This is a genomic window from Streptomyces sp. NBC_00190 (assembly GCF_036203305.1).
GTDB lineage: Bacteria > Actinomycetota > Actinomycetes > Streptomycetales > Streptomycetaceae > Streptomyces.
In genome coordinates, this window is sequence record NZ_CP108131.1 from 2,680,859 (window position 1) to 2,705,833 (window position 24,975).

Annotated in this window: 24 protein-coding genes, 1 tRNA gene and 1 pseudogene; 10 read left to right on the forward strand and 16 right to left on the reverse strand. The window is 69.3% G+C overall.

Going from position 1 to position 24,975, the window contains the following annotated elements:
• The first annotated feature begins 1 nt into the window (after position 1).
• The 3 genes from OG429_RS13000 (at position 2) to OG429_RS13010 (ending at position 3,161) form a co-directional block, all read left to right on the forward strand.
• Positions 2-1,663, forward strand: coding sequence for an alkaline phosphatase D family protein (locus OG429_RS13000; RefSeq protein WP_328925478.1), 1,662 nt, complete (start codon positions 2-4; stop codon positions 1,661-1,663).
• 131 nt (positions 1,664-1,794) lie between these two features.
• Positions 1,795-2,427 carry a DedA family protein gene (locus OG429_RS13005; RefSeq protein WP_328925479.1) on the forward strand — a complete coding sequence of 211 codons (633 nt, stop codon included), beginning with the start codon at positions 1,795-1,797 and terminating at the stop codon, positions 2,425-2,427.
• Positions 2,428-2,606: 179 nt separating this feature from the next.
• On the forward strand, positions 2,607-3,161 hold the full coding sequence (locus OG429_RS13010) for a hypothetical protein (RefSeq protein ID WP_328925480.1): 555 nt from the start codon (positions 2,607-2,609) through the stop codon (positions 3,159-3,161).
• Between the two features lie 34 nt (positions 3,162-3,195).
• Here the strand turns inward: OG429_RS13010 and OG429_RS13015 are convergent, their stop codons facing one another.
• The 4 genes from OG429_RS13015 to OG429_RS13030 form a co-directional block, all read right to left on the reverse strand.
• Positions 3,196-3,429, reverse strand: coding sequence for a DUF2277 domain-containing protein (locus tag OG429_RS13015; RefSeq protein ID WP_328925481.1), 234 nt, complete (start codon positions 3,427-3,429; stop codon positions 3,196-3,198).
• 15 nt (positions 3,430-3,444) lie between these two features.
• Positions 3,445-4,101 (reverse strand): TRADD-N-associated membrane domain-containing protein, encoded by a 657-nt coding sequence (locus OG429_RS13020; RefSeq protein WP_328925482.1) that lies wholly within the window; start codon positions 4,099-4,101, stop codon positions 3,445-3,447.
• Between the two features lie 38 nt (positions 4,102-4,139).
• A complete protein-coding gene (locus OG429_RS13025; protein ID WP_328925483.1) occupies positions 4,140-4,505 on the reverse strand; it encodes a hypothetical protein in 366 nt (121 codons plus the stop codon).
• Between the two features lie 655 nt (positions 4,506-5,160).
• Positions 5,161-5,946: a hypothetical protein gene (locus OG429_RS13030; RefSeq protein WP_328925484.1), complete on the reverse strand. Its 786-nt coding sequence runs from the start codon at positions 5,944-5,946 to the stop codon at positions 5,161-5,163.
• A 222-nt stretch (positions 5,947-6,168) separates the two neighbouring features.
• Between OG429_RS13030 and OG429_RS41435 the strand changes: the two genes are divergently transcribed.
• Positions 6,169-7,269 (forward strand): S8/S53 family peptidase, encoded by a 1,101-nt coding sequence (locus OG429_RS41435; protein ID WP_405959373.1) that lies wholly within the window; start codon positions 6,169-6,171, stop codon positions 7,267-7,269.
• Between the two features lie 333 nt (positions 7,270-7,602).
• On the opposite strand, the gene OG429_RS13035 is transcribed toward OG429_RS41435, so the two are convergent.
• Entirely contained in the window at positions 7,603-7,740 is a 138-nt protein-coding gene (locus tag OG429_RS13035; RefSeq protein ID WP_328925485.1) for a hypothetical protein, read from the reverse strand.
• Here OG429_RS13035 and OG429_RS13040 point away from each other — a divergent pair.
• Positions 7,694-8,446: pseudogene (locus tag OG429_RS13040) on the forward strand (tyrosine-type recombinase/integrase); the annotation flags it as partial. The gene OG429_RS13035 and the pseudogene OG429_RS13040 sit on opposite strands and share 47 nt — an antisense overlap.
• Before the next feature lie 59 nt (positions 8,447-8,505).
• On the opposite strand, the gene OG429_RS13045 reads toward OG429_RS13040, so the two are convergent.
• Positions 8,506-8,580 (reverse strand) — tRNA-Val (locus tag OG429_RS13045).
• A 21-nt stretch (positions 8,581-8,601) separates the two neighbouring features.
• Here OG429_RS13045 and OG429_RS13050 point away from each other — a divergent pair.
• The 3 genes from OG429_RS13050 to OG429_RS13060 all read left to right on the forward strand — a co-directional run bounded on the left by OG429_RS13050 (position 8,602) and on the right by OG429_RS13060 (position 10,973).
• Complete coding sequence (locus OG429_RS13050; RefSeq protein WP_405679990.1) at positions 8,602-9,930, forward strand: hypothetical protein; 1,329 nt, start codon at positions 8,602-8,604, stop codon at positions 9,928-9,930.
• Between the two features lie 70 nt (positions 9,931-10,000).
• Positions 10,001-10,729 carry a DUF4383 domain-containing protein gene (locus OG429_RS13055; RefSeq protein ID WP_328925487.1) on the forward strand — a complete coding sequence of 243 codons (729 nt, stop codon included), beginning with the start codon at positions 10,001-10,003 and terminating at the stop codon, positions 10,727-10,729.
• Positions 10,730-10,757: 28 nt separating this feature from the next.
• Positions 10,758-10,973 carry an FmdB family zinc ribbon protein gene (locus OG429_RS13060; protein ID WP_328925488.1) on the forward strand — a complete coding sequence of 72 codons (216 nt, stop codon included), beginning with the start codon at positions 10,758-10,760 and terminating at the stop codon, positions 10,971-10,973.
• Here OG429_RS13060 and OG429_RS13065 read toward each other — a convergent pair.
• The 4 genes from OG429_RS13065 to OG429_RS13080 are packed head-to-tail and all read right to left on the reverse strand — an operon-like array spanning position 10,970 to position 16,180.
• Positions 10,970-11,638, reverse strand: coding sequence for an O-methyltransferase (locus OG429_RS13065; RefSeq protein WP_328925489.1), 669 nt, complete (start codon positions 11,636-11,638; stop codon positions 10,970-10,972). The two genes, OG429_RS13060 and OG429_RS13065, sit on opposite strands and share 4 nt — an antisense overlap.
• Positions 11,635-12,456, reverse strand: a complete 822-nt coding sequence (locus OG429_RS13070) for an HAD family hydrolase (RefSeq protein ID WP_328925490.1) — start codon at positions 12,454-12,456, stop codon at positions 11,635-11,637. Before OG429_RS13070 ends, OG429_RS13065 begins: the two co-directional genes overlap by 4 nt.
• On the reverse strand, positions 12,453-15,005 hold the full coding sequence (locus tag OG429_RS13075; protein ID WP_328925491.1) for a phosphoribosyltransferase: 2,553 nt from the start codon (positions 15,003-15,005) through the stop codon (positions 12,453-12,455). Before OG429_RS13075 ends, OG429_RS13070 begins: the two co-directional genes overlap by 4 nt.
• A gap of 8 nt (positions 15,006-15,013) precedes the next feature.
• The gene (locus OG429_RS13080) at positions 15,014-16,180 is read right to left on the reverse strand and encodes an HpcH/HpaI aldolase/citrate lyase family protein (protein ID WP_328925492.1); all 1,167 of its coding nucleotides are present in this window, start codon (positions 16,178-16,180) and stop codon (positions 15,014-15,016) included.
• A gap of 194 nt (positions 16,181-16,374) precedes the next feature.
• Between OG429_RS13080 and OG429_RS13085 the strand changes: the two genes are divergently transcribed.
• On the forward strand, positions 16,375-17,154 hold the full coding sequence (locus tag OG429_RS13085) for a TerD family protein (protein ID WP_328925493.1): 780 nt from the start codon (positions 16,375-16,377) through the stop codon (positions 17,152-17,154).
• 62 nt (positions 17,155-17,216) lie between these two features.
• On the opposite strand, the gene OG429_RS13090 is transcribed toward OG429_RS13085, so the two are convergent.
• The 6 genes from OG429_RS13090 to OG429_RS13115 form a co-directional block, all read right to left on the reverse strand.
• On the reverse strand, positions 17,217-17,957 hold the full coding sequence (locus OG429_RS13090; protein WP_328925494.1) for a TerD family protein: 741 nt from the start codon (positions 17,955-17,957) through the stop codon (positions 17,217-17,219).
• Positions 17,958-18,080: 123 nt separating this feature from the next.
• On the reverse strand, positions 18,081-19,196 hold the full coding sequence (locus tag OG429_RS13095) for a DUF475 domain-containing protein (protein ID WP_328925495.1): 1,116 nt from the start codon (positions 19,194-19,196) through the stop codon (positions 18,081-18,083).
• A gap of 25 nt (positions 19,197-19,221) precedes the next feature.
• Entirely contained in the window at positions 19,222-19,797 is a 576-nt protein-coding gene (locus OG429_RS13100) for a TerD family protein (RefSeq protein WP_328925496.1), read from the reverse strand.
• A 161-nt stretch (positions 19,798-19,958) separates the two neighbouring features.
• Complete coding sequence (locus OG429_RS13105) at positions 19,959-20,534, reverse strand: TerD family protein (protein WP_030711348.1); 576 nt, start codon at positions 20,532-20,534, stop codon at positions 19,959-19,961.
• A 167-nt stretch (positions 20,535-20,701) separates the two neighbouring features.
• Complete coding sequence (locus OG429_RS13110; RefSeq protein ID WP_328925497.1) at positions 20,702-21,160, reverse strand: peroxiredoxin; 459 nt, start codon at positions 21,158-21,160, stop codon at positions 20,702-20,704.
• Between the two features lie 144 nt (positions 21,161-21,304).
• Positions 21,305-21,733 carry a DUF3052 domain-containing protein gene (locus OG429_RS13115; protein ID WP_328925498.1) on the reverse strand — a complete coding sequence of 143 codons (429 nt, stop codon included), beginning with the start codon at positions 21,731-21,733 and terminating at the stop codon, positions 21,305-21,307.
• A gap of 440 nt (positions 21,734-22,173) precedes the next feature.
• Between OG429_RS13115 and aceE the strand changes: the two genes are divergently transcribed.
• A complete protein-coding gene (aceE, locus tag OG429_RS13120) occupies positions 22,174-24,906 on the forward strand; it encodes a pyruvate dehydrogenase (acetyl-transferring), homodimeric type (RefSeq protein ID WP_328925499.1) in 2,733 nt (910 codons plus the stop codon).
• Positions 24,907-24,975 lie beyond the last annotated feature (69 nt).

Consider the following 24,975-nt stretch of genomic DNA (forward strand, 5'->3'; position numbering starts at 1 on the left):
CATGGCCGGACTGCGTCTGGGGCCGCTGCTTCGCTACGTCGACTGGGACACGGGCGGGTCCGCCACGATATGGGTCGAGGCGGACCGCCCCTGCACGGCCGAGGTGTTGTGCGCCGACGGGGCGGGCGGCAGCGTGCGTACCTTCCAGATCGCCGGGCACCACTACGCGCTGGTACCGGTGACCGGCCTGACCCCGGGGACGGCGACGGCGTACGAGGTGCTGCTGGACGGCGTGCGCGTGTGGCCGCTGCCCGACAGCGGCTTCCCGCCGAGCACGATCACCGCCCCGGCCGTGGCCGGCTCCGGCCGGCCGGCGGCCGACGGGCTGCGCATCACCTTCGGTTCCTGCCGGCAGGCCGCGCCGCCCGCCGGACGGCACGGCCCCCACGGTCCGGACGCGCTCGACACCCTCGCGGCGCGGCTGGCCGCCGACCCGGAGGCGGTGCGGCCGGACGTCCTGCTGCTGCTCGGCGACCAGGTGTATGCCGACGCCCTGTCCCAGGAGACCCGGCAGTGGCTCGCGGCCCGGCGGGATCTGCGGGAGGCGCCCGGCGCCCAGGTCGCGGACTACGAGGAGTACACCCGGCTCTATGACGAGTCCTGGCTCGACCCGGAGATCCGCTGGCTGCTGTCGACCGTGCCGAGCCTGCACATATTCGACGACCACGACGTCATCGACGACTGGAACACGAGCGCGGCCTGGCTGTCGGAGATGCGAGCGACGCCGTGGTGGCAGGAGCGGGTGCTCAGCGGGCTGATGTCGTACTGGGTGTACCAGCACCTGGGCAATCTCTCGCCCGCCGAACTGGCGGCCGACGGGCTCTACAAGGCGATACGGCAGGCCCCTGACGGCACGGATCTGCTGCGCTCCTTCGCGTCCGCGGCGGACGCCGACCCGGCCTCGGTGCGTTGGAGCTACCGGCGCGACTTCGGCGGGACCCGGCTGCTGATGGTGGACACCCGGGGCGCGCGCGTGCTGGCCGAGGACGGACGGGCGATGCTCGACCCGGCGGAGCAGAGCTGGCTGCGGGAGAACGCGCTCGCGGGGCACGGAGGTTACGACCATCTGCTGATCGGGTCCTCCCTGCCGTGGCTGATGCCGCATCTGATCCACGATGCGGAGACGTGGAATGCCGCGATGTGCCGAGGGGAGCGGGGGCCGCGGTGGGCGCGCATAGGCGAGGATCTGCGCCGTCGCAGCGATCTGGAGCACTGGGCGGCGTTCCCGGCCTCGTTCGCGGCGCTGACCGATCTCATCGAGGAGGTCGGGACGGGGCCGCGGGCGCCGGCGACGGTGTGCGTGCTGTCGGGGGACGTGCACCACGCGTATGTGGCCGAGCCGCACATACCCAGCACGGCTCGCGTGTTCCAGCTGACGTGCTCGCCGGTGCACAACTCCATCCACACGGTGGTGAAGCTGGGCTTCCGGCTGGGCTGGTCGCGTACGGGGCGGTGGCTGGGGCGGGGCTTCTCCCGGCACGGGCGGACGGGGCGGCCGCCGCTCAGCTGGCGGCGTACGGGCGGGCCGTGGTTCGGGAACCAGCTGATGACGCTGGCGTTGGCGGGTCGGACGGCTCGGGTACGGCTGGATCAGGCGCACAAGAACCGTACGGGCGCCCGGTTGGTGAAGGTGCTGGACCGTGAGCTCACCGCGGCGGAGTAGGGGCTGCCCCGGGCATCCGGGGAGCGAACCGCGGGCGTACGCTGTATGGCTGTCAAGCCGCTCCTGCCGCTCCCCCGCGACGTCGCGGCGCTTCATGCCGCTGAACGTCCACCGGACTGGGGAGTCCCGCCTTGTTTGAGACTCTGGGGTCGCTGACCGCGAGCCCATGGATCTACGCCGTGGTGGCGGTGTCCGTCGTGCTCGACGTGTTCCTTCCGGTGCTGCCGAGCGGGGTTCTGGTGATCACCGCTGCGGCGGCCGCGGCGGCCGCCGGAGCGGCGGGGCCGGTGGCCGTGCCCGCGCAGGTGCCGGACATTCTGGCCCTGCTCGTGATCGCCACGACCGCCTCGGTGCTGGGGGACATGGCCGCGTACCGGCTGGCCCGGCGCGGCGGGGCCCGGCTGGACCGGGCCATCGCCCGCTCCCGTCGGCTGACACGGGCCCATGAGCGGCTCGGTACGGCTCTGGCCCGGGGCGGCGGCGCCCTGGTGGTGATCGCCCGTTTCGCGCCGGCCGGGCGCTCGGTGGTGTCCCTGGGAGCGGGCAAGACGCACCGCAAGGTGGCGGAGTTCCTGCCCTGGTCGGTCCTGGCGGGCATGGCCTGGGCGGGCTACAGCGTGTCGCTGGGCTACTTCGGTACCCAGTGGCTCGGTACCCAGTGGCTGGGGACGGCCGTCTCCGTCGTCGCCCTGTTCGCCGCGGGCGCGGTGGCCGCCTTCCTCGTCCGCCGCCCGGCCTCGCCGACGGCGGCGCCGGCAGCGTGAGCCGGTCCGGTCCTGCGGCGGCGTGCTCCCTCTGATGGAGCAGTGGCTCACCCGTTCACCCGGCCCCGATCGCCGTGCCCGGCCCGGGCTCCTAGCGTCCACAGCACGGTGCGCAACCGAATCCGCGTCACATCCGTGCCCTGGCCGCGCCGTTTCGAGGAGCCCGAGGAGTTCTCTCCATGCCCGCCAAGCCGCCTGTCACGCCACCCGTCTCCCCTCTCGCCCGACCGCTCGCGCGACCGCCCGCCCGGCGGTCCGCCGCGCCGCGCCGGCTGCTGGCCGTCGCGGCCGCGTCGCTCGCCATCGCCGCCGCCACTCCCGCCTCACTCGCCTACGCCGCCCCCACCGCCTCCGTCTCCCCCACCACGGTCGCACCGGGTGGCCGGGTCTCCCTCAACATCGCGGGCTGCGGCACCCAGACCGCCCGGGTCACCTCCAGCGCCTTCGGCGAGGCACGCCTGACCGCCGGCAGTGTGGATGCGAACAACCTCTTCGGCAACGCCACCGTCTACAACAATGCCGGTCAGGGCACGCACCGCGTCACCTTCGAGTGCGGCGGTCCTGGCGGTGAGCGCGTCACCGTCTCGCTGGCTGTCGCCCCGGGGGGCGCGCGCGGCGGGACGGGCGGCAGCATCGACTCGGTGAGCCCGGGTCAGATCGCCATGGGCGGCGCCCTCGTCATGGGCGCGCTCGGCGCCGGGGTGTGGGTGGTGCGGCGCCGCGCGGCCGCCTGACCTCCCGCGTCGCGGGAGGCCGTAGGTCCCCGGGTCAGGCGGTGGCGGTTGCGGTGGCCTGGCCCCGTACCTGCAGACCGTCGAGGAGCAGCCGGGTGGCCTCTGCGACGGCGTCCACGGACGCCTCGAACACCTCTCGGTTGTGCGCGGCGGGGACCCGGAACCCGGACACCTTGCGTACGTACTGCAGCGCGGCGGAGCGGATCTCCTCCTCGGTGGCCTTCTCGGGGATCGCGGGCGGGCGCAGGGTCTTAATGGAACGGCACATACTCCTACTATCCCGCTAGCGAGGCAGCTCCGCCCCGGACAATTTCATGATCAATCCAGCTTGGAGCCGGCCCCTGAGTTCCGGGTCCGTGACCTCGTCCAGCAGCCCTATGGCCTGCTGGGTCGTCTCGGCGGCCCGCCGGTCGTCGCGCAGCGAGGCGGTCTGGTCGGCCATGTGCCTGAGCGCGATGTCGGCCCGCCGGTGGAAGAGCTGCCCGACCAGGGTCGTGACCAGGCCGACCGAGCTGGTCACGACCCCGAGGTACAGCTCCCCGCCGCCTTCGGCCTTCCAGACGGCCAGCGCCACCCCGCAGAGGAGGATCGCCGCTCCGACCCCGGCGAACCGCTGGCTGGTCGCGAAGCTGCTCCGCGCCTGGGTCAGCCCGTAGGCGTAGTACTCCACGAGGATGGGTGTGAAGTCGTCGCGGCGGTCGCCGAGTTGTGCCGGTGGGTGCGGCCGGATGCCGCCGACGTCGTCGAACTTCGGGTGTCCCGGCCCGCCGACGGCTTCACCACCGGGCTCGGCCACCGGTTCGGCGACGTGCGCGAGCAACCGTGCCCGCTCCTCGTCCCGCTTGCGCTCGAAGCCCGCCCCGACCGCCCGCTCCAGCATCACCACCAGGACCGCGGCCACCGCCACGGCCACCCCACCCCACGCGAGCCACTCGCCCATCCCCCGACGATCCCACGGCCCGATCGTCCGGCCAAGACCTAGTAGCCCCAGCGCGGTTGGCTGCCGTCCTGGCGGCAGTAGATCAGGCGGCCGTTGCCCGCGTGCGTGGACCGGCCGAGGTCGGCCTTGCGGCAGAACTGGCCCGCGTTGTAGCAGTTCCCCGCGTTGGAGACGATCTCGCACGCGGGGTCCGCGGGCTCGGCCGGCGGACTCGTCGGAGCCTTGGTCGTGCGCTTGGGCGCCGGGGCGGTGCTGGGTGCCTTCTGGTCGGGGGTGTCCGACGGGCTCGGGACCGCGGTCGGAGAAGGTGACGGAGCGAGGGACGGAGACGGCGGCGGAGTCGGGCTCGGGGAGGCGTTAGTCGGCACCGCCGAGACCGAGGGGAGGGTCGGCGGCGCGGACACCGCCGGCCCCTCACCCCCGGCGGGCCCGCAGGCGACGGCAGCACCGGCCACCAACAGCGCGACCACCGCCCGCCGCACAACGCCCCCGGCCCGCCGAGTACGACCTCTGCCGCCCTCACCGTGTCACTGCTGCGCATCGCTGACATCGGAGACACGGATCAGTGCCCAGGCAGCATGGGATGCGAAAGACCCCCCGCCGTGATCGGCGGGGGGCCTTTTGACTGGTGGGCACGGACGGTTTCGAACCGCCGAAAACTGCTTTGTAAGTTCGACCAACTGGCTGGCCTACCTGCCTGGCCAATGGCAAGACGTAACCCAAGCAGCGAGAGGCCTTCAAGTCCCTTCATGTTCCCTGACGTTGCCGTCAAAAACTGCCGTCACTGCAATGGTCCACCAAAAGGTCAACGGGCTCGTCTGGGTCCTGCCGTCGCTCGGTCCTACTGAGCAAGACACGACTCCGGAGGCTTTTTGGAATCCGGACAGCGCAGCAGGTCACGGCCCTGCACGTGGCGGATCAGGTGGGACGAGAAGGCGGATAGTCCACGGCCAGCTGAACACCGCATAGCCGTTCGATCGGGAATCATAACCGCACCTGGAGCTCACCGACCACATTGTCCCTCGAGTGAAAACACCTCGAATCCGCAAACTTACGATCTTACCCCCGCGGCAAGAACCACACCAACACCATCACGCCGATGATGGCAGCCAGAGAAAACAAAGAGAGGAAAACTGCTACCCGGAGCTGCGCTGCGGCTGTAACAGCATACCCTTGATATTGGTCGTACCAATCCTCAAGATTCTCTGTGCCGACTCTGACTGCTCGCGGCCAGCCATATGCGGCCTTGTAGCCAGAGATGACCGCAAGAACCGCTAGCGTTACGCCAGCCACGAGTGCTAGTGCCACACCCCACTTCGAAGCAGCATTCATCCCTGTCAACGCATCCTTTGCCGTGGCAATACCGGTCAGGGAAAACAGTGCATAGATAGCAGAAACAGCCCCCAGCCATTTCTCTGCGGAATATTGAACACGCTTGTCCTGAGCGGCCAGAGCTTCATTTAGCGCCGCTGCTGCGGGCAATAGCCGAAGGTTCTTCTCTGTGCTCAATGCATAGGTTCCACCTTCCTGCTTAGTAAGCCTTCCAAGCCAGTATCGCCCACAGCCTCCCCGCACCCCCTCAGGCTGCTTGTGATCGCGCCGACAATTGCAGATGATCTGCGCGGTCCATTCCCGTGGCGTTGCTTGATCTTTCGCCGACGCACCCAGCCCACCCACCACTACGGTGTCTCTCACCTCGACTTCGCAATCATGGCCGCACGTCGGGCACAGCCCGGTTAGAATGGGCAGTTTCCTATAACGGTCATGCACCTCCCAATGCGAGATCTGGTCGTCGCTCACCGTAATGAACTCATGGGCATAAACGAGTGCAGATGCGTCTGTCATGAGAGCCCCTTAAAATGGGAGTGGATGCACCTGCCGACTCTAATACCGGTCGGCCATTTCGGTGACGAGCGCCGCGCCCTTGATGTGTACGTTCACTCCAACGCCTTGGAGGTCGGAGTGTCACAAGATCAGACAAGGCCAATTTTCCCAAGTGTCGAGTGGTTTTCCAGGATGCTAAATGCGCCAGGAGCGCAACCCCCTAAGGGCGCATTGGCCGAAAGCATGGATGTACCGGCGGCTGATTTTTCGACGTTGATCGGGCCTGAAGCTGATCTACTAGGGGTCTTGCGCGGCTGGCCTCAGTTGCGCGATAGAGCTGAGCTCCCGCCTTGGATCACAGCACCGCATCTCTTGCCCAGGCTGGACACTAATAGGCGACCGGAGTGGGCCCTGCGTGTGGCCGAGCTGCGTCATTCACCTGATGAAGGCCCGAGGATTGTTCGTGACGTGTCTCGCGCGCTCCAGTTGTATCAAAATGATGCCGCCTACATCGAGGCGGGCTACTTCTTCTCTCCTGTATCCGCCTCAGGAGAGACTCTGCATCCCAGGAAATGGTCAATCAATTGGGCTCCGGAGATTCATGAGAGACTGAATGATTCGATTCAGATCTCACTGAGCAATGAAGTGCTGGGGTTGGATGCCATCGACTCCTGGCCCGCAGAACCGTGCATTGCGCTGCTCGATACAGGCGACCAGGATGCATCATTTCAGGTTAACTTGACGGGTGTCGCTGGGGGTCCGGAGTCGCCTCACGATCCAGACGGGCACGGAACGTCTATTGGAAGCCTTCTCCGAGCCGTAGCTCCGAATACCCATATGAACAGCTTTCGAGCGCTCAAGCCTGGCGATAAATACATCGAATCCCCTACGCTCATTAACGGCCTCAACGAGGCAATGTGGCAGATAGGGCGATATCAAGTCATAGTCGTCGCACAGCGGGCCATGCTAGGAGTGAGGGACCAAAGCGGTCACGCTGGGTTCCTTCGGATCGCGCAGACCAATTACAAGAGGGGCGTTACGATGCCCCTCGTTGTTTGCGCAGCAGGGAACGAAGGGCCAGATTATATGGCATACCCAGCAACAGTTCCTGGCTTCATCGTTGCCTGTGGACTTGACTGGTACGGCCGGGTGGCAACATACAATTGTCGCACCCCAGAGGGTCTCACACTTCACGTGGTTGGCGCTCTGGGGGGTACTAGCGAGAAGCCGCTGGGTACGTCAGCACCCGCAGCCATGCCGCATATCAAGAAAGACCTGTATGGAAGTTCATTTGCAACGGCTCTTATTGGTGCATCGCTCGCCTTGAACCGTCGGAGGCCATGATTAATTCCGGGATTTTGCCGAGTTGGGGGTGCCAACTTGGGGCCAGACGCTTGGCACTCCTAGCCGAATTGACATCCAGACCTTGGGGAGCAGACTTGTCACAGATCCTTCGTGACGGGCTGTGAGGCAGCGCATCTCTGGTGCGCCTCAAAAGCTATTCCCCCAAAGCCGTGAGGCGCCCAGTGAAACTAGTCATCAGGCTGTAGAGCACCAGTTGCCCCTTCTCTGCTGTGACACGGGAAGGAAATCCGATGACCCCCGTCTTTGTGTACTCCTTCATTCCTACGGGTGAGCAGGAAGGGCCGGTGGCGGCCACTGACTGCACGTCAAGCATCACCACATCGGCTCCCGCGTCGGCGAGGCGAGCGGCACCCCGGCCATCCCGAAGTCGGAGCGCCCCCCGGCGGCGACGACCCGCGGGGCGTCGGCCGCCACCGCGAAGGAGTCGCACCGCGTACTGCGCAGTGCCATCTCCGCAGCATGCCGGGAGGAACTCATCAGCAGGAACGTCGTCCAGCTCGTGCCGGCGCCCCGAGTGCAGCCGCGGGAACTCCAGCCGTGGAACCTCGATCAGACGGTGATCTTCCTTGAGGCCTCCCGGCAGGACCCTCTGTACGCCGCGTTCGTGGTGGCTGTGACGCTCGGGCTGCGGCGCGGGGAGATTCTGGGGCTGCGCTGGCAGGACATCGACCTGGAGCGCCGGACGTTGACCGTGCGGAACCAGATCCAGCGGGTGCAGAAGGAGCTGTACGCGGACTCGACCAAGAACCGCCGGACCCGGGTCATTCCGATCCCGCTGATGTGCGTGGCCCCGCTCCGGTGGCAGCGTCTGCGCCAGGCCGCTCAGCGGGAAGCCGCCGGAACGGCCTGGCAGCAGAACGACTACGTGTTCACGACGCGTACCGGCCGTCCGGTGGAGCCGCGGAACATCAGCCGGTCGTTCGAGCGGATCGCGGACGGGGCGGGACTCCCCCGGGTGCGGCTGCACGATGCCCGACACGGGTGCGCCACCCTGCTCTTCGCCGCTGGGGTGCCGGCGAGGGTGGTCATGGAGATCCTCGGCCACTCGCAGATCGCCGTCACGATGAACATCTACACGCACGTGTCCGAGGAGACGCGGAGGGAGGCCATCGGGCACATGGACCGGATGCTGCGGCGGCGGGGTCCGCGAGGCTGATTGCCGTCAAGAACTACCGTCAAAGGCCCCCAGCCGCATGCGGCTGGGGGCCTTTTGACTGGTGGGCGCGGACGGTTTCGAACCGCCGACATCTGCTTTGTAAGAGCAGCGCTCTACCCCTGAGCTACGCACCCGTGGATGAGTGAACAGCCTACATGGCGAGCGCACCCCCCACGCAAACCCGTTCCCGTGAGGGAGAATGGTCCGGGGCATGGCGGACGCGGTACGGGAGAGGGATTGTGACAACAGCATCCCGGCGTTGGTTCGGTGGGCGGGACGAGAGTCGGCGGGCGGATGCGCAGGCGGCCAAGGATGCCGCCGCCGCGGCGTTCTACGAGCTGGACACCGCGCAGCGGGATCTGCGGATCTCGATCGAGACCATCGCCGCCGCGGACGGGTCGCCCGCCGCGCGGCAGGCGAGCGAGGGGTTCGCCGCGCTGGGGCAGCGGATCGACCAGGTCAGCCATGTGTACATCGAGGCCGTCGACGCGCACGACCTGGACCGGGTGGATCTTGAGGCCTCCGTCGCCACGCAGGCCCGGGAGCAGTTGACCCGGGCGCGCGATGAGCTGGTGCGGGCCAAAGGGGAGCTGGACCGGTTCGCGCAGGGGCTGCAGCCGCTGCTGGACAAGGCCGAGACGCAGCTCGCCCGGGTCGCGCCGGCCCGGGAGCGGGCCAAGGCCGCGCTGCTGGCGGCCAGCGACGCGCTGGACGCCGTACGGGCGAAGGGGATGCGGGCCGATGATCTGGCGGCGCGGCTGGCCGCGCTGGGCCCGGAGCTGACCAAGCTGAACCAGGGCGCGGCCCAGCACGGGGTGCAGGAGACCGTGCAGCGCGCCGACCGGATCCTGCGGGACGCCGAGGGCGTACGGGCGGAGGCGGCGCGGCTGCCGGAGCGGGCCGCGGAGATCGACCGGCGGCTGGTGAGCCTGCGGACGCGGGCCCAGGCGCTGCGCAACCGGGCGGACCGGGTGGATCCGGTCCTGAGCGAGCTGCGTCGCCGGTTCAGCGCGGCCTGCTGGCAGGACCTGCAGCACGTCCCTGACCAGGCGATACGGGATGTCGCGCTGGCGGAGGACCGGCTCGAGGAGGCTTCCCGGGCGCGGGACGAGCAGCGCTGGGCCGACGTAGGGGTGCTGATCGACGGGGTACGGGCTTCGCTGGAGGCCACGGACGAGGCGGTGTCGGCCGCGCAGGACCGGCTGACGCGGCTGGAGGAAGTGGCGCGGAACCCGCAGGCCGAGGTGGACCGGACCCGGTTCGCGATCCGGGATGCGCAGCGCCTCGCGATGGCGGGCCGCAGTGTGCCCGATCCGCGGCACGCGCGGCCGCTGGACGAGGCGGTGGCCCGGATGGAGCGGGCGCTGGCGGGGCTGGAGGGGCGGCACCCGGACTACTGGCATTTCCTGCAGGAGATGGAGGAGGTCCGGATGGCGGTGGGCCGGGTGGTGGCGGATATGCGGGGCCGGAGCGCCGCAGGCTGAGGCCGGGGTTGTCGGGGGGCAGGCATCGGCGGATGCTGGAGGGGCCGGAAACGGAGCAGAGGAGGGCGCAATGGCTGCCCACACGTCCCACAAGCCTCGTGCAGCCCGTGCACCCCAGGCACCGTCCGCACCGCAGGATTCCTACACGGCTCACGCGCTCTACGGGTGCACCGAGCCCCACGAGAACTACGCACCGTACGTGCCCCACGAGCCGTACGAGACCCACGAGCCGCCGGCCGGCCCCGGCAGGCTGCAGCGCCTTCTGCACCCGGTCAATGCCGAGCTCGACGAGCACCTGCCCGTCGACCACAAGCTCGGCAAGGTCTACCGGGTCGGCGCCGGCCTGACCGGACTGCTGCTGGTCGTCTTCGGCATCCTGGGGCTCATCGACGAGATCGGGTTCTTCGACACCGGCGGAGACACGGTGCTCGCGCTGAACACCAACGGCGCGCTGAGTGTCCTGTCGATCTGTATCGGGGTGCTGCTGTTCGTCGGGATGGTGATCGGCGGGACCTTCGCCTCCACCTTGAACATCGTGCTCGGGGTGCTGTTCATCCTGAGTGGATTCGTCAATCTCGCCCTGCTGGACACCGGTTTCAACTTCCTGGCCTTCGAGATCCAGAACGTGCTGTTCAGTTTCGTCGTCGGCGTGATGCTGATGTGGTTCGGGATGTACGGGCGGGTGGGCAGCGCGCTGCCGCACGACAATCCGTACTGGCGGGCCCGCCATCCCGAGCAGGCGGCCCGGGAGCAGCGGGCGGCGGCACAGACCGGGAGGCGGGTCCAGGCCCTGCCGTAATTCCTCCCGCCGCCGTTAACCTGGCCGCATGCCTCGATACGAATTCCGCTGCCGGACCTGCGACGACACCTTTGAGGTGAGCCGGCCGATGGCCGAGTCCTCCGCGCCCGCCGACTGCCCCGCCGGGCACGCCGACACCGTCAAGCTGCTCTCCGCCGTCGCCGTGGGCGGTACCAGCAGTGCCCCCGCGCCCGCCCGGGCGGGAGGCGGCGGGGGCTGCTGTGGTGGGGGCGGCTGCGGCTAAACGGTCTGGCGCTTGCGCGAGAGCGTCAGGCCGTCCGAGATCGCCAGCATCACGGACTCCATGCGGGAGTCGGCCGCGACGTGCTCGTTGAAGGCGCGGACACCGGCCGCCGAGCCGGTGGCCGACTCGTCGAGGACCGTGCCGTGGAACAGGGTGTTGTCCGTGACGATCAGGCCGCCCGGACGCAGCCTCGGCACGAGCTCCTCCCAGTACGCGATCTGGCTCTCCTTGTCCGCATCCACGTAGGCCATGTCGATGTGCGGCTCGGCGGGCATCGCTCGGAGCGTGTCCAGCGCCGGCGCGATGCGCAGCTCGATGCGGTCCGCGACGCCCGCCGCCGCCCAGGCCTCCCTGCCGTACGCCGTCCACTCCTCGGAGACGTCGCAGGCGATGAGACGGCCGTCCGCGGGCAGTGCCCGGGCCATCGACAGGGCCGAGAAGCCGGTGAAGGTGCCCACCTCCACGATGTGGCGGGCGCCCGTCAGCCGGACCAGGAAGGCCAGCAGCGGCCCCTGCTCCTGCGCCGACTGCATTCCGGCGACGTCCGGGAACTTGGCGTACGTCGTCTCCACCAGCCCCCGCTGGACCTCGTCCAGCGGGGGGTTGTGGTCGAGCATGTACCGGTAGAGATCGTCAGTGATCTTGGTGCTGTTGCCCTTGGTCATACGGCCAGTGTCGCAACCGCCCTGCCGAATGCGCGGACGATTTCCTCACCTGCCAGCACTCCGGCCGCGGACAGGGCCGTCACCGTCGGCGCCGTCCAGGCGGCGTCCGCCAGCTCGCCGTGGCCCGGGCGCCAGGCCGCGTCCGCCGCCAGCAGCAGGTCGGCGTCCAGGAGCGAGTCGCCGGCGGCGAGGGTGGCCGTGGCGCCGGTCCGGCGGGCCACCTCGTGCATCGCCGCGCTCTTGGTCAGCGGACGCGGCACGGCGTAGATCTTGCGGCCCTGGAGCGAGACCGTCCAGCCGCGCTCCTGCGACCACTCGGTCAGCGACTTGAGCCACTCGTCGGGCACCAGGGCACGCTCGACGACCAGGTACGCGAACAGGTCCTCCGCCACCCGTGCCTTGCGCAGCCACGCCGGGTCCGCCGTCGCCAGCAGATGGGCGTGCACCTCCTCCAGCGGCGCGCACTCCCGCGCCAGGCGCGCCGCGACCTGCCGCCGCCAGTCCCGGTCCGGGACCCCGTCGACCAGCAGCTGGCCGCCGTTCGCGCAGATCGCGTACGGGGCCGGGCGGCCGGGGAAGCGGATCCGCTGGTACTGCTTGCGGGTCCGCGTCGTCGTCGGGACGAAGACGACCGACGGGTCCGCCGTCAGCTCCGCCAGCAGTCCCGCCGCCGTCTCCGTCATGTAGGACAGCGGCTTGCTCTCGTGGACCTCGACGCACAGCAGCCGCGGGGCCTCCGGGTCGGGCATGGTCAGGCCGAGGGCCGCCGCCGAGTAGATGAGCGTACGGTCGAGATCACTGGCTACCAGGACAGTCACTTCGAGGCCACAGCCTTTCCGTCGGCGCCGGTGGCGCCGCGCGTGAATCGGGGGTGGATGAGTCCGACGCACGTGTAGGGCAGCCCGTCGACCTCCTCCACGGGGACACCGCGCTGCTCGGCGAGCAGCCGTACGTGGTCCAGGTCGGCGCCCGCGCCGCGCTGCGCGAGGATCTTCCACGGCACCCGGCGCAACAGCACCCGGGTGGTCTCGCCGACTCCGGGCTTGACCAGGTTCACGTCGTGGATGCCGTACTCCTCGCTGATCCGCTCCACCGCCTCCCAGCCCTCCCAGGCCGGCGTGCGGTCGGCCGCGAGCAGCTCCTTGACCTCGGCGGCGACGGCGTCGGCCACCTCGCCGAAGCGGGCGGCGACGGTGTCGACGAAGTCGACGGAGACGTCGGCTCCGGCGAGCTCGCGGTAGAACTTGGCACCGTGGAAGTCGGCGGGCCCGACCAGGTCGGACCTCAGCACCGTACGCGAGACGAGACCGGAGACGGTGGAGTTGAGGCAGGCGGACGGGATCAGGAAGTCCTCGCGGGTGCCGTACGTCCGCACGCACGAGCCGGGGTCGGCGAGGACCACGATCTCCGGGTTGAAGCCGGGGCCCCCTTCTTCCTGCTGATGGGCCGTGAGGGCGGCGGCCAGCTCGCGCGTGATGGCGCCCTTGCCGGTCCAGCCGTCGACGAAGACGACGTCGGCCGGGTCGTGGTGGGCGGCCAGCCAGCGCAGGGCGTTGGCGTCGATGCCGCGGCCGCGCACGATGGAGACGGCGTAGTGCGGGAGGTCCAGGCCGTGCCGGAGCTGGGCCCAGCGGCGCATGAGGACGCCGACGGGCGTTCCGGCGCGGGCCAGGGAGACCAGGACCGGGGACGGGGTGCGCTCGGCGAGGACGGTCTCGGTGACGGTGCCGACCGCTCGGGCGATGCGGGCCGCCGAGGCGGTCAGGGCGCTCTGGTAGAGGTTCTGGTACTGCGGGGAGGGCTGGTACTCGACGGGCAGCGATTCCGCGTAGTGGGCGCCGCCCGCCTGTATCGCCTCCTCGCGCTCCTCGGTCGGGGCCTCCAGCTCGGCGCCGGAGAGGTCCTGGAGCAGCCAGCCGACGTCCTCGGCGGCGTAGGAGGAGAAGGCGGGCCCGCGCAACGGCTCGCGCAACGGCCCGCGCGTAATCGTCTCGTGCGTGATCGGCTCGTCCGTGATCGGCTCGGTCATGATCGGCTCTTGCTCCTGCCGGTCGGGTACGTAGGAAGGTACGGCGGCCAGCAGGACGCGGCCGGTGTGCGGAGCCAGGCTCGCGAGCAGTCCCGACCGCAGCTCGGGGGTGTCCCCTGCAGAGTCGACGACGGCGACGACGGCGTCGAAACCGGCACCCGCGACGTTGTACGCGTACCGGTCTCCGGGGCCGTCGGCCGGGGCGTCGTGCGCGGGGAAGACCAGCCGGGTGCGGATGGCGTAGCCCGGGTCGTCCACGGCGAGGACGGGCGAGCGGGTGGTGGTGGAGAAGCGGACCTCGCGGGCCGCGCCCGCCTCCTCCAGGGCCTTGGCGAGGCGCAGCGGCGCGTACATCAGCTCCTCGTTGCCGAGTACGAGGACACGGCCGGGCCGCTCGCCGAGCGCGGCCGTGAGCCGGTCGGTCAGGGCCGGCAGGGCCGCGTCCAGCGCTTCGCGGTGCGCGGACGTGAAACCGTGGCGGCCGCCGTCCGGGACCCGGGCGGGCCAGCCGAGGTCGACGCGCTCGTGGTCCGGGCGCGGGCCGTCCGCCGGGGCCGGTGCCTGCGGGCGGGGCGCGATGCCGTCGGCGGCCGCCTCGTGCTCCTCGACCAGGGCCTGGCCCTCGGCCAGGACGCCGGGCGGGAGGGACACCGTGCCCGAGGCCAGGGCGACGAGGTCCACGCGGGCGCCCAGTTCGGCGGCGAAGGCGGTGAGCCGGTCGCGGTCGGCCGCGGAGCGCATGTCGACGAGGGCGACGACCACGTAGTGCGAGCGCGGGTGGCGGGTGTGGAGGTCGCGGATGGTGTTCAGCACGGTGTTGCCGGTGGAGAACTCGTCGTCGACGAGGACCAGCGGGCCGCTGCCGGCCAGCAGCGCGGGGTCCTCGGGGAGCAGCAGGTGTGAGGTGGCGTGCGAGTGGGCCTCCTCGAAGCCTCCCGCGGGCTCCACTCCGGGCACGGGCCGACGGGTGGAGTGCAGGTAGGGGGCCGGGCCCAGGCCGTCCGCCACGCAGTGGCCGAGGCCGGTGGCGGTCTCGGCGTAGCCGAGGACCACCGCCGAGGCGGCCCCGTCCGCGCCGAGCAGGGCCCGGACCCGCTCGCCGAGCCCGTATCCGGCGGCGTAGACGGCCGCCGGGGACTGCGGGACGTGCTTGCCCAGGACCTGCGAGACCAGCAGGTGCGCCCGCTTGGGGTTGCGCCGCAGCGCCAGCCCGAGGAGTTCCGTCAGCCGCGGTCCCCCGGCTCCCCCCTCGGCGTCCCGCAGTCGCACCCCGAGCCGGTCCGCGACCCATGTTCCCGACCACACCGTGTCGATCGTCTTGCCTTCCCTCGTCGTCACCGGCCCGCTCACACCTGGAGCCCGGCCGTGAGCAGGTCGACGAAGCCGACCTCCTCCTTCGCCACACCGAAGGCCTCGGCGCGCTGCATGGTGCGCTCGGCCCAGGCCCGGTGGGGCTTCACCTCGTTCATTTTGTTCGTGTAGACGGAACGCATTACTCCGCCGCCGCCGCGCTCGGGGCGCAGGATGTCCTGGGCGTCGCTGAACTCCTCGTGGGAGACCACCGACAGCGCGTGGACGGGCGTGACGTGGGCGGGGTGGATGCACGTCTTGCCGAGCAGTCCGTTGGCCCGGTCGAGCTCGATCTCGCGCAGCAGCCCGTCCAGGTCGTGTTCGATCAGGGCGGTGCGCAGTTCCTCCACGCCTTCCGCCAGGAAGGGGCTGCGGCGCAGCTGGGGCTTGAAGAGGCGCTGCTGGCTGCGGAAGTACTCCCACACCGGGCCGGTGACGGTGAAGCCGGTGCCGTCGGCGCGGCTGAGGACGTTGACGACGTCCGCGATCACGCCGGCCACGATCTGGACGTCGTAGGCGGTCATGTCGGGGGTGCGGCGCAGGCCGTAGGCGGAGCAGAAGTCGGTGACGCCGAGCCGCAGGGCCAGGACCCGGTCGCGGTGGTCGTTGACGGTGCGGGAGATGCCGGCGAGGGTCTCGACGCGGGTTTCGAGGTGGAGGAGGTCCGGGGTCTCCAGGACGGGCATCGCGTACAGCCGGCCCTGGCCGTAGGCGGCCTCGGCCTGGGCGACGGCGTCCAGGAAGGGAGTGCCACTGCTCTCGTTGAACTTCGGAAGTACGAATCCGGCCAGTCGCCGGGCGGAGCCGCCCAGGCGACGCACCAGGTCGGGTATCTGCTCGGGCGTGCGGACGCGGATGAACAGGAGCGGGAGCTCGGCGGTGTCCGCGTCGAGCTCGGCGAACTGCCGGACGAGGTTCTCCTCGGCCGCGGCGACCTCGCCGTCACTGATGGAATCCTCCAGGCAGAGGACCATCGAGACGACTCCGCGGCCGGCCTGCTTGCGGATGTCCCGGGCGAGCTGGGGGCGCGTGGCGGGGCTGTAGAGCGTCGCCCCCAGGGCCGCGGCGAGGACGCGGGCGGGCGAGGCTCCGGTGAATTCCGCCGGTTCCTGGTGGAAGAGGTCCTTGCGGACAGTGGGCGATATGTGCCCGAAGTGACGCATGTGCTTCCCCCGTACTGCCTCGGCGGCCCAACTGGCGTGGCCGGTAATAGTACGTACTAACGTGAGTCAAGAGTTCCTCAAGCACATGAAGTTCAGGTAACCCTCTTGCACGATGCCCAGCTCTCGCGTTCGGGACAAGGCCCTACGGGGGGCCGCATTGTCCCGGTCCACCCCGGGAGGGCAGGATGACGTGCATGACGCACGCGATGCAGAAGGGCTCGAACATCCCGGTGGCCCCCGTGGCGGTCCGGGCTGTGCTCCGTTGGACGGCCGGCCCCGAGGTGCCGGACGTGGACGCCTCCGCCCTGCTCGTGGGCGCCGACGGCCGGGTGCGTTCGGACGAGGACTTCGTCTTCTACAACCAGCCGCGGCACCCCTCGGGGGCCGTCTGGCGACTCGGTAAGAAGCAGATCGGCGACGCGGTCACCGACGCCGTCCAGGCGGACCTGCGCACGGTGACCCCGGCGGTGGACCGGATCCTGGTGGTCGCCTCCGCCGAGGACGTCCCCTTCCAGCAGGTCCGCGACCTGCGGATCCTCCTGTACGACGCCACGGCGGCCGGCGGCTCCGAACCGCTGGCCTACTTCGACGTACGGCCCGAGACCGGTGCCGAGACGGCGCTGATCTGCGGTGAGCTGTACCGCCGGGGCGAGGGGTGGAAGTTCCGCGCCCTGGGCGAGGGCTACTCCGACGGGCTGGTCGGGCTGGCGACCGACCACGGGATCTCGGTCGACGAGAACGCCGCCGAGCCGGCCGCGGCCCCGGATGCCGGGCCCGCCGCCGGACCCGGCGCGGGGGCCACCTCCGAGCAGACGGCCGCGATGGCCCCGCCGGCACCGCCCACGCAGGCCCCGCCGCCGGTCCAGCCCGCCTATGGGTACCCGCAGCCGGTGTCCCCGGCCCCCGTGCCCGGTCCGGCCGCCGATCCGTCGTTCCGGCTGCCGGTGCAGGGCCCGCAGTTCATCCGCCGCTGACGCCACTGCCGACACCACTGCTGACGTGACGCCCCCGCCCGGGGCCCCGACCGGGGCCCCGGTCAGGCCTTGGCGCTCTTGTAGCCCCGCCCCCACTGGAGCCCCCAGCCGTACAGCCGGTCCAGCTCGGCCTGGAACCCGTACACGAACTTCACCTCGCGCCGCACGACCAGCTCGCCCTTGACGCGCTCCACGGAGACCACCGCGCAGGAGCGGGCCTGCGGGTGCCGCTCCTCCAGGGGGATCTCGATCCGCGGCCCGGTCACCGGGAACAGGGTGACCAGGGCGTGGGTCCGGTCGAAGGCCGGGGTCTGGTCGTAGATGTAGACGAAGACCAGCAGCCGCTTGATCTCGTCGGCGTGGTCGAGATTGACGTAGAGCGTCTCGCCGGACGCCGAGCCGAACCGGTCGTCCCCGCTGAGCTTGACGTACGGCGGGTCGTTGATGTCGCCGAGCAGGTTGCCCAGCGGCTGGACGACTCCGCGGGTGCCGTCGGCCAGCTCGTAGAGGCAGCCCATGTCGAGGTCGACATTGACCATGCCCTGGGTGTGCGCCTGCACCATGTCGGGCTTGAACAGCTTGAACGGATGCCGGAAGAGCTGGCCGCTCTGGCCGGAGCTGCCGCCGATGTCCGAGGTGCGCATGCGCCAGGACAGGTTGACGCGCAGATTGCCGTGGACCGCCCCCTGTTTGGTGAGCGACACGGTCGAATGCCGCTTGGTCAGCTCGATCGCGTTCGACGAGGCGCTGCCCGATTGGAACTGCACGGCGCGGCTGCCCATGATGCCGTCGAAGAAGCCCATCCCTACCCCCCTTGATCCCTTGGTCCCCTGGTCCCCTGATACGTACGGAAGCGGGGCGGCCCGCCGGGTCCGTGGACCCCGTGGGCCGCCCCGCAGATGGAGCGTTCCGCATTACCGCCGCGGTCATGCCTCGGCGGCGGAACCCTCCAGTTCCAGGCGCTTGTTCCGGCGGACCGAGGACCAGAAGGACCAGGCGATCAGGATGACGCCGACGAGGCCGGTGATGACCTCGTTGATCTCGTACTGGATGGTGACGAGCAGGAGCACGGCGAGGGCGCCGATGGCGTAGTGCGCGCCGTGCTCCAGGTAGACGTAGTCGTCGAGGGTGCCCTGGCGGACCAGGTAGACGGTCAGCGACCGGACGTACATGGCACCGATACCGAGGCCGAGCGCCATGAGCACGATGTCGTTGGTGATGGCGAAGGCGCCGATGACTCCGTCGAAGGAGAAGGAGGCGTCGAGGACTTCGAGGTAGAGGAACATGAAGAACGCGGCCTTGCCGGCCATGGCGACGACCGAGACGGGCTTGCCGCTCTTCTTGGCCTCTTCCTCCGCCTCGTGTTCGGCTTCCTCCTCTTCCTCCAGCTTGTTCTCGAAGTAGCCGGAGAGACCGCCGACGATCATGTAGGTGATCAGGCCCAGGATGCCGGAGACCAGGACGGTCTGCGCCTTGTCCACGTGGACGCCACCGTGCTGGTGGGCCTGGGTGGCGAAGGTCATCGAGGTGATGACCAGGACGATCAGGGCGATGCACGCCGACAGCATGTCGATCTTGCCGAGCTTGGCCAGCGGGCGCTCCAGCCAGGCCAGCCACTTGATGTCGCGGTCCTCGAAGATGAAGTCGAGGAAGATCATCAGCAGGAACATGCCGCCGAAGGCGGCGATGGACGGGTGGGCGTCCGTGACCAGCTGCTCGTACATCACCTTGTTGGAGAGGGCGAGGTCCACGGCCTCGATCGGACCGATCTTGGCACTGATGGCCACGATCACGACGGGGAAGACCAGTCGCATACCGAAGACGGCGATGAGCACACCGACAGTGAGGAAGATCTTCTGCCAGAAGGCGTTCATCTTCTTCAGGATTCCGGCGTTGACCACCGCATTGTCGAAGGACAGCGAGATCTCAAGGACCGACAGGATCGCGACGATCCCGAAAGCCTGCCACCCCCCGTAGAACACCGCTGCGACCAGACCGAGCGCAGTGATTGCGAACGACCAGCCGAAGGTTTTGAGAACCACTGGCACCCCATCGTCTTGTACGGCTTTACGAAACGTTGACCCCGAAGTCTAGAGCGATGCCCCTCAGGCCCGACGCGTACCCCTGCCCCACCGCACGGAACTTCCACTCGCCCCCGTACCGGTAGACCTCGCCGAAGATCATCGCGGTCTCGCTGGAGGCGTCCTCGGAGAGGTCGTAGCGGGCCAGTTCCTGGCCGTCCGCCTGGTTCACCACGCGGATGAAGGCGTTGCTGACCTGGCCGAAGCTCTGCCGGCGGGACTCCGCCTCGTGGATCGAGACCGGGAAGACGATCTTGTCGACCTCGGCCGGCACCTTGGTCAGGTCGATGATGATCGACTCGTCGTCGCCCTCACCCTCGCCGGTGAGGTTGTCCCCCGTGTGTTCGACGGAGCCGTCGGGGCTCTTCAGGTTGTTGTAGAAGACGAAGTACGCGTCCCCCAGGACCCGGCCGTCGCGGCACAGCAGCGCGCTGGCGTCGAGGTCGAAGTCCGCGCCCGTGGTCGAGCGCGCGTCCCATCCGAGGCCGATCAGGACCCGGGTGAGGTTCGGTGCGGCCTTGGAGAGGGAGACATTGCCCCCCTTGGCGAGTGTGACGCCCATGCTGTGGTCCTCCCCGGACGACGGTGTGGCGATGGTGGCGGTGTGGCGGGTGTGTGGCGGGTCCTGCCGTGCGCGGGCCGTGCGGCCCCCGGAAGGGCCGTAAAGCCGGTCCGGCGCCGTACACACAGTGCACGGCGCCGGACGGGTGATGACTCTCGGGGTCAGACGTTGACGCCGAAGTCCTGCGCGATGCCGCGCAGGCCCGAGGCGTAGCCCTGGCCGATGGCGCGGAACTTCCACTCCGCACCGTTGCGGTACAGCTCGCCGAAGACCATGGCGGTCTCGGTCGAGGCGTCCTCGGAGAGGTCGTAGCGGGCGAGCTCGCTGTTGTCGGCCTGGTTCACGACGCGGATGTACGCGTTGCGGACCTGGCCGAAGCTCTGCTGGCGGCTCTCGGCCTCGTAGATCGAGACGGGAAAGACGATCTTGGCGACATCGGCCGGGACACCGGCGAGGTTGACCTTGATCGCCTCGTCGTCGCCCTCGCCCTCACCGGTGGTGTTGTCACCGGTGTGCTCGACCGAGCCGTCGGGGCTCTTCAGGTTGTTGAAGAAGACGAAGTTCGCGTCGCTGGCGACCTTGCCCTGGTCGTTGGTCAGGATCGCGCTGGCGTCGAGGTCGAAGTCGACACCGGTGGTGGTGCGAGCGTCCCAGCCCAGACCGACGATGACCGCCGTCAGGTTAGGCGCGGCCTTGGTCAGCGAGACGTTGCCGCCCTTGCTGAGGCTGACTCCCACGGGTCCTCCATTGGGTTCATGTGTATGGGGCGGTGCCCCGTCGTGCTGGGGGCCCCTCCCAGCGCTGGCTGGGGGAGCTACCGGATCAACGTTTCGATCCTAGTGACGGGTTCCCGCCTGTACGCGATTTTCACAGCGAACTGCGGCCGACGAGCCGACGACGGGCCTCAGAGGCTGTCGAGGGCCTTGATGTACTCGTTCAGGTCACGCGCGTCGGGCAGTCCGTTGACGACAGTCCAGCGCACGACGCCGTCCTTGTCGATGATGAAGGTGCCGCGGACCGCGCACCCCTTCTCCTCGTCGAAGACGCCGTACGCGCGGGAGGTCTCCCCGTGCGGCCAGAAGTCCGACAGCAGCGGGTAGTCCAGGCTCTCCTGCTCGCCGAAGACCCGGAGGGTCGGCACGGAGTCGTTGGAGACGGCGAGGAGCTGGACGTCGTCGTTCTGGAAGCGCGGCAGCTGGTCGCGCAGCTCGCACAGCTCGCCGGTGCAGACGCCCGTGAAGGCGAACGGGTAGAAGAGCAGCACCACGGCCTTCTCCCCCCGGAAGTCGGAGAGCCGCACGGTGGCGCCGTGGTTGTCCTTGAGCTCGAAGTCGGGGGCCTTGTCGCCGACCTGGATCGCCATCTCTCGCGTCCCTTCGTTCCTGCATACCTGCGTTGGGCTGTTCGGGTGAGGCAAAGCCTATGCACGCACCGGCCGCGAACGCACGCACCCCGCCGACCGGGGTCGACGGGGTGGCGATATGTCCGCTCGGCTGCGGGACGCGGCTCAGCGCTTGGACTTGACGGCGGTCTTGGGCGTCACGAGCTTGGTGGCGCCCCACTCCTTGCCCACCGGGAGACCCTTGGCCAGCGAAAGGCCGGCCGTCTCCGCGGCTTCCTTGATGTCGCTGGCCTCGACGTAGCCGGGGCGGCCCGTCTTGGGGGTCAGCAGCAGGATCAGTGCGCCGTCCTCGATCAGCTCGGTGGCATCGACCAGTACGTCCGCCAGGTCGCCGTCGTCCTCCCGGAACCACAGCAACACGGCGTCGGCGACGTCGTCGAAGTCCTCGTCGACGAGTTCGCCGACGAGCCCGTCCACGACGTCACGGAATTCCTGATCGACGTCGTCGTCGTAGCCGATCTCCTGGACCACCTGTTCGGACTGGAAACCCAGCCGGGCGGCCAGGTTCTCCGCGTGGTCCGCGGTCGCGCTCACGGGGTGCCTCCTGCTCATGTTCGGTGAATGTTCTTCGGCGGCGCGCGTACGCGCAGCATTGGACGTAGTCCACACGGGCGCGGCGGATCGCGCAAGTACCCGGCCGCCGAGACCGTCGAAACGGTGACGATTGCGGCCGTCTCGCCGCAACTTTCAGCCCCTCCGTATACACCTCGGGTGATTCATCCCACACCATTCCGGTTCATTCGTCATCGCTTCAGGACTTTCCTACCTGTTTGAGGGACGAACGGCCTCACGAAGGAGGTGACCGAGTTGGGCGTAAGGTTGCGATTTGGCCGCACCTGCCACCGACCCCCTCCTCAAGACTCCCTACCGTCTCCAGGGATTACCCAGTGGTAGAGATGACGATTTCGGCCGAGCGTAAGACCATGGGAGGCGGCGAACCCAAGGCACGACTCCCCCGACAGCGAAGGAACAGCGTGGCTTCCGCATCCGATCGCAATCCGATCATCATTGGCGGCCTGCCGAGTCAGGTCCCGGACTTCGATCCGGAGGAGACGCAGGAGTGGCTCGACTCCCTGGACGCCGCAGTCGACGAGCGGGGCCGTGAACGCGCCCGCTACCTGATGCTGCGGCTGATCGAGCGGGCCCGTGAGAAGCGCGTGGCCGTGCCCGAGATGCGCAGCACGGACTACGTCAACACGATCGCCACCAAGGACGAGCCGTTCTTCCCCGGCAACGAGGAGATCGAGCGCAAGGTCCTCAACGCCACCCGCTGGAACGCGGCCGTGATGGTCTCGCGCGCCCAGCGCCCGGGCATCGGGGTCGGCGGACACATCGCGACCTTCGCCTCCTCCGCCTCCCTCTACGACGTGGGCTTCAACCACTTCTTCCGGGGCAAGGACGAGGGCGACGGCGGCGACCAGATCTTCTTCCAGGGCCACGCGTCCCCCGGTATCTACGCCCGCGCCTACCTCCTGGACCGGCTCACCGAGCAGCAGCTCGACGCGTTCCGGCAGGAGAAGTCGAAGGCCCCGTACGGCCTTTCCAGCTACCCGCACCCGCGGCTGATGCCGGACTTCTGGGAGTTCCCGACCGTGTCGATGGGCCTCGGCCCGCTCGGTGCGATCTACCAGGCCCGGATGAACCGGTACATGGAGGCGCGCGGGATCGCGGACACCTCCAAGTCCCACGTATGGGCGTATCTCGGTGACGGCGAGATGGACGAGCCGGAGTCGCTCGGCCAGCTGTCCATCGCGGCGCGCGAGGGTCTGGACAACCTGACCTTCGTCGTGAACTGCAACCTCCAGCGCCTCGACGGCCCGGTGCGCGGCAACGGCAAGATCATCCAGGAACTGGAGTCGCAGTTCCGCGGCGCCGGCTGGAACGTCATCAAGCTGATCTGGGACCGCTCCTGGGACCCGCTGCTGGCCCAGGACCGTGACGGCATCCTGGTCAACAAGATGAACTCCACCCCGGACGGGCAGTTCCAGACGTACGCCACCGAGTCGGGTGCGTACATCCGTGAGCACTTCTTCGGCGGGGACCAGCGGCTGCGCGCGATGGTCGAGAACATGACCGACTACCAGATCCAGCACCTGGGCCGCGGCGGACACGACCACAAGAAGGTCTACGCGGCGTACGCGGCGGCCAAGGCCCACAAGGGCCAGCCGACGGTGATCCTGGCGCAGACGGTCAAGGGCTGGACGCTCGGCCCGAACTTCGAGGGCCGCAACGCGACGCACCAGATGAAGAAGCTGACGGTCGACGACCTCAAGCGCTTCCGCGACCGCCTGCACATCCCGATCACGGACGCGCAGCTGGAGAGCGGCGCCCCGCCGTACTACCACCCGGGCCCGAAGTCGCCCGAGATCCAGTACATGCACGACCAGCGCAGCGCGCTCGGCGGCTACGTGCCGACCCGCGTGGTGCGCGCGAAGCCGCTGGAGCTGCCGGGCGACGCGACCTACGCGGCCGCCAAGAAGGGCTCGGGCCAGCAGTCGATCGCCACCACGATGGCGTTCGTCCGCATCCTGAAGGACCTGATGCGGGACAAGGAGATCGGCAAGCGCTTCGTGCTGATCGCGCCCGACGAGTACCGCACCTTCGGTATGGACGCCTTCTTCCCGAGCGCCAAGATCTACAACCCGCTGGGCCAGCAGTACGAGGCGGTCGACCGCGACCTGCTGCTCGCGTACAAGGAGTCCCCGACCGGCCAGATGCTGCACGACGGCATCTCGGAGGCGGGCTGCACGGCCTCGCTGATCGCCGCGGGTTCGGCGTACGCGACGCACGGCGAGCCGCTGATCCCGGTCTACGTCTTCTACTCGATGTTCGGTTTCCAGCGCACGGGTGACCAGTTCTGGCAGATGGCCGATCAGCTGGCGCGCGGTTTCGTCCTCGGTGCGACCGCCGGCCGGACCACCCTGACGGGTGAGGGCCTGCAGCACGCCGACGGCCACTCCCAGCTGCTGGCCTCGACGAACCCGGGCTGCGTCGCGTACGACCCGGCCTACGGCTACGAGATCGCGCACATCGTCGAGGACGGTCTGCGGCGCATGTACGGGCCAGAGTCGGAGGACGTCTTCTACTACCTGACCGTCTACAACGAGCCGATCCAGCACCCGGCCGAGCCGGCGGACGTCGACGTGGACGGGATCCTGAGGGGCCTCCACCGGGTGTCGCGGGGCACGGAGGGCACCATCGGGGCGCAGCTCATGGCCTCGGGCGTGGCGGTGCCGTGGGCGCTGGAGGCGCAGCGGATCCTGGCCGCCGACTGGAACGTGCGGGCGGACGTCTGGTCGGCGACCTCCTGGAACGAGCTGCGCCGCGATGCCGTCGCGGTGGAGGAGCACAACCTGCTCCACCCGGAGGAGGAGCAGCGCGTCCCGTACGTGACGCGGAAGCTGTCGGGTGCGGAAGGTCCGTTCGTGGCGGTCTCCGACTGGATGCGGTCGGTCCCGGACCAGATCTCGCGGTGGGTGCCCGGCCCGTACACCTCGCTGGGCGCGGACGGCTTCGGCTTCGCCGACACCCGCGGCGCGGCCCGGCGCTTCTTCCACATCGACGCGCAGTCGGTGGTCCTGGCCACGCTCACCGAGCTCGCCAAGGCGGGCCGGATCGACCGTTCGGTGCTGAAGCAGGCCGTCGACCGCTACCAGCTGCTGGACGTCGCGGCGGCCGACCCGGGCGCGGCGGGCGGAGACGCGTAGCCGTCACCCTTCCGTGGGGGCGCTGGGACATCTGTCCCAGCGCCCCTTACGCGTTCTTTACGATGCTGG

Coding starts and splice junctions, on each gene's coding strand:
- OG429_RS13060 (WP_328925488.1), top strand. CDS start 10,758: ATGCCTCGATACGAATTCCGCTGCCGGACCTGCGACGACACCTTTGAG.
- OG429_RS13035 (WP_328925485.1), bottom strand. CDS start 7,740: ATGGCACTGCGCAGTACGCGGTGCGACTCCTTCGCGGTGGCGGCCGAC.
- OG429_RS13020 (WP_328925482.1), bottom strand. CDS start 4,101: ATGGGCGAGTGGCTCGCGTGGGGTGGGGTGGCCGTGGCGGTGGCCGCG.
- OG429_RS13030 (WP_328925484.1), bottom strand. CDS start 5,946: ATGACAGACGCATCTGCACTCGTTTATGCCCATGAGTTCATTACGGTG.
- OG429_RS41435 (WP_405959373.1), top strand. CDS start 6,169: ATGGATGTACCGGCGGCTGATTTTTCGACGTTGATCGGGCCTGAAGCT.
- OG429_RS13085 (WP_328925493.1), top strand. CDS start 16,375: ATGACGCACGCGATGCAGAAGGGCTCGAACATCCCGGTGGCCCCCGTG.
- OG429_RS13090 (WP_328925494.1), bottom strand. CDS start 17,957: ATGGGCTTCTTCGACGGCATCATGGGCAGCCGCGCCGTGCAGTTCCAA.
- OG429_RS13010 (WP_328925480.1), top strand. CDS start 2,607: ATGCCCGCCAAGCCGCCTGTCACGCCACCCGTCTCCCCTCTCGCCCGA.
- OG429_RS13000 (WP_328925478.1), top strand. CDS start 2: ATGGCCGGACTGCGTCTGGGGCCGCTGCTTCGCTACGTCGACTGGGAC.
- OG429_RS13080 (WP_328925492.1), bottom strand. CDS start 16,180: ATGCGTCACTTCGGGCACATATCGCCCACTGTCCGCAAGGACCTCTTC.
- OG429_RS13065 (WP_328925489.1), bottom strand. CDS start 11,638: ATGACCAAGGGCAACAGCACCAAGATCACTGACGATCTCTACCGGTAC.
- OG429_RS13110 (WP_328925497.1), bottom strand. CDS start 21,160: ATGGCGATCCAGGTCGGCGACAAGGCCCCCGACTTCGAGCTCAAGGAC.
- OG429_RS13050 (WP_405679990.1), top strand. CDS start 8,602: ATGGCGAGCGCACCCCCCACGCAAACCCGTTCCCGTGAGGGAGAATGG.
- OG429_RS13100 (WP_328925496.1), bottom strand. CDS start 19,797: ATGGGCGTCACACTCGCCAAGGGGGGCAATGTCTCCCTCTCCAAGGCC.
- OG429_RS13055 (WP_328925487.1), top strand. CDS start 10,001: ATGGCTGCCCACACGTCCCACAAGCCTCGTGCAGCCCGTGCACCCCAG.
- OG429_RS13015 (WP_328925481.1), bottom strand. CDS start 3,429: ATGTGCCGTTCCATTAAGACCCTGCGCCCGCCCGCGATCCCCGAGAAG.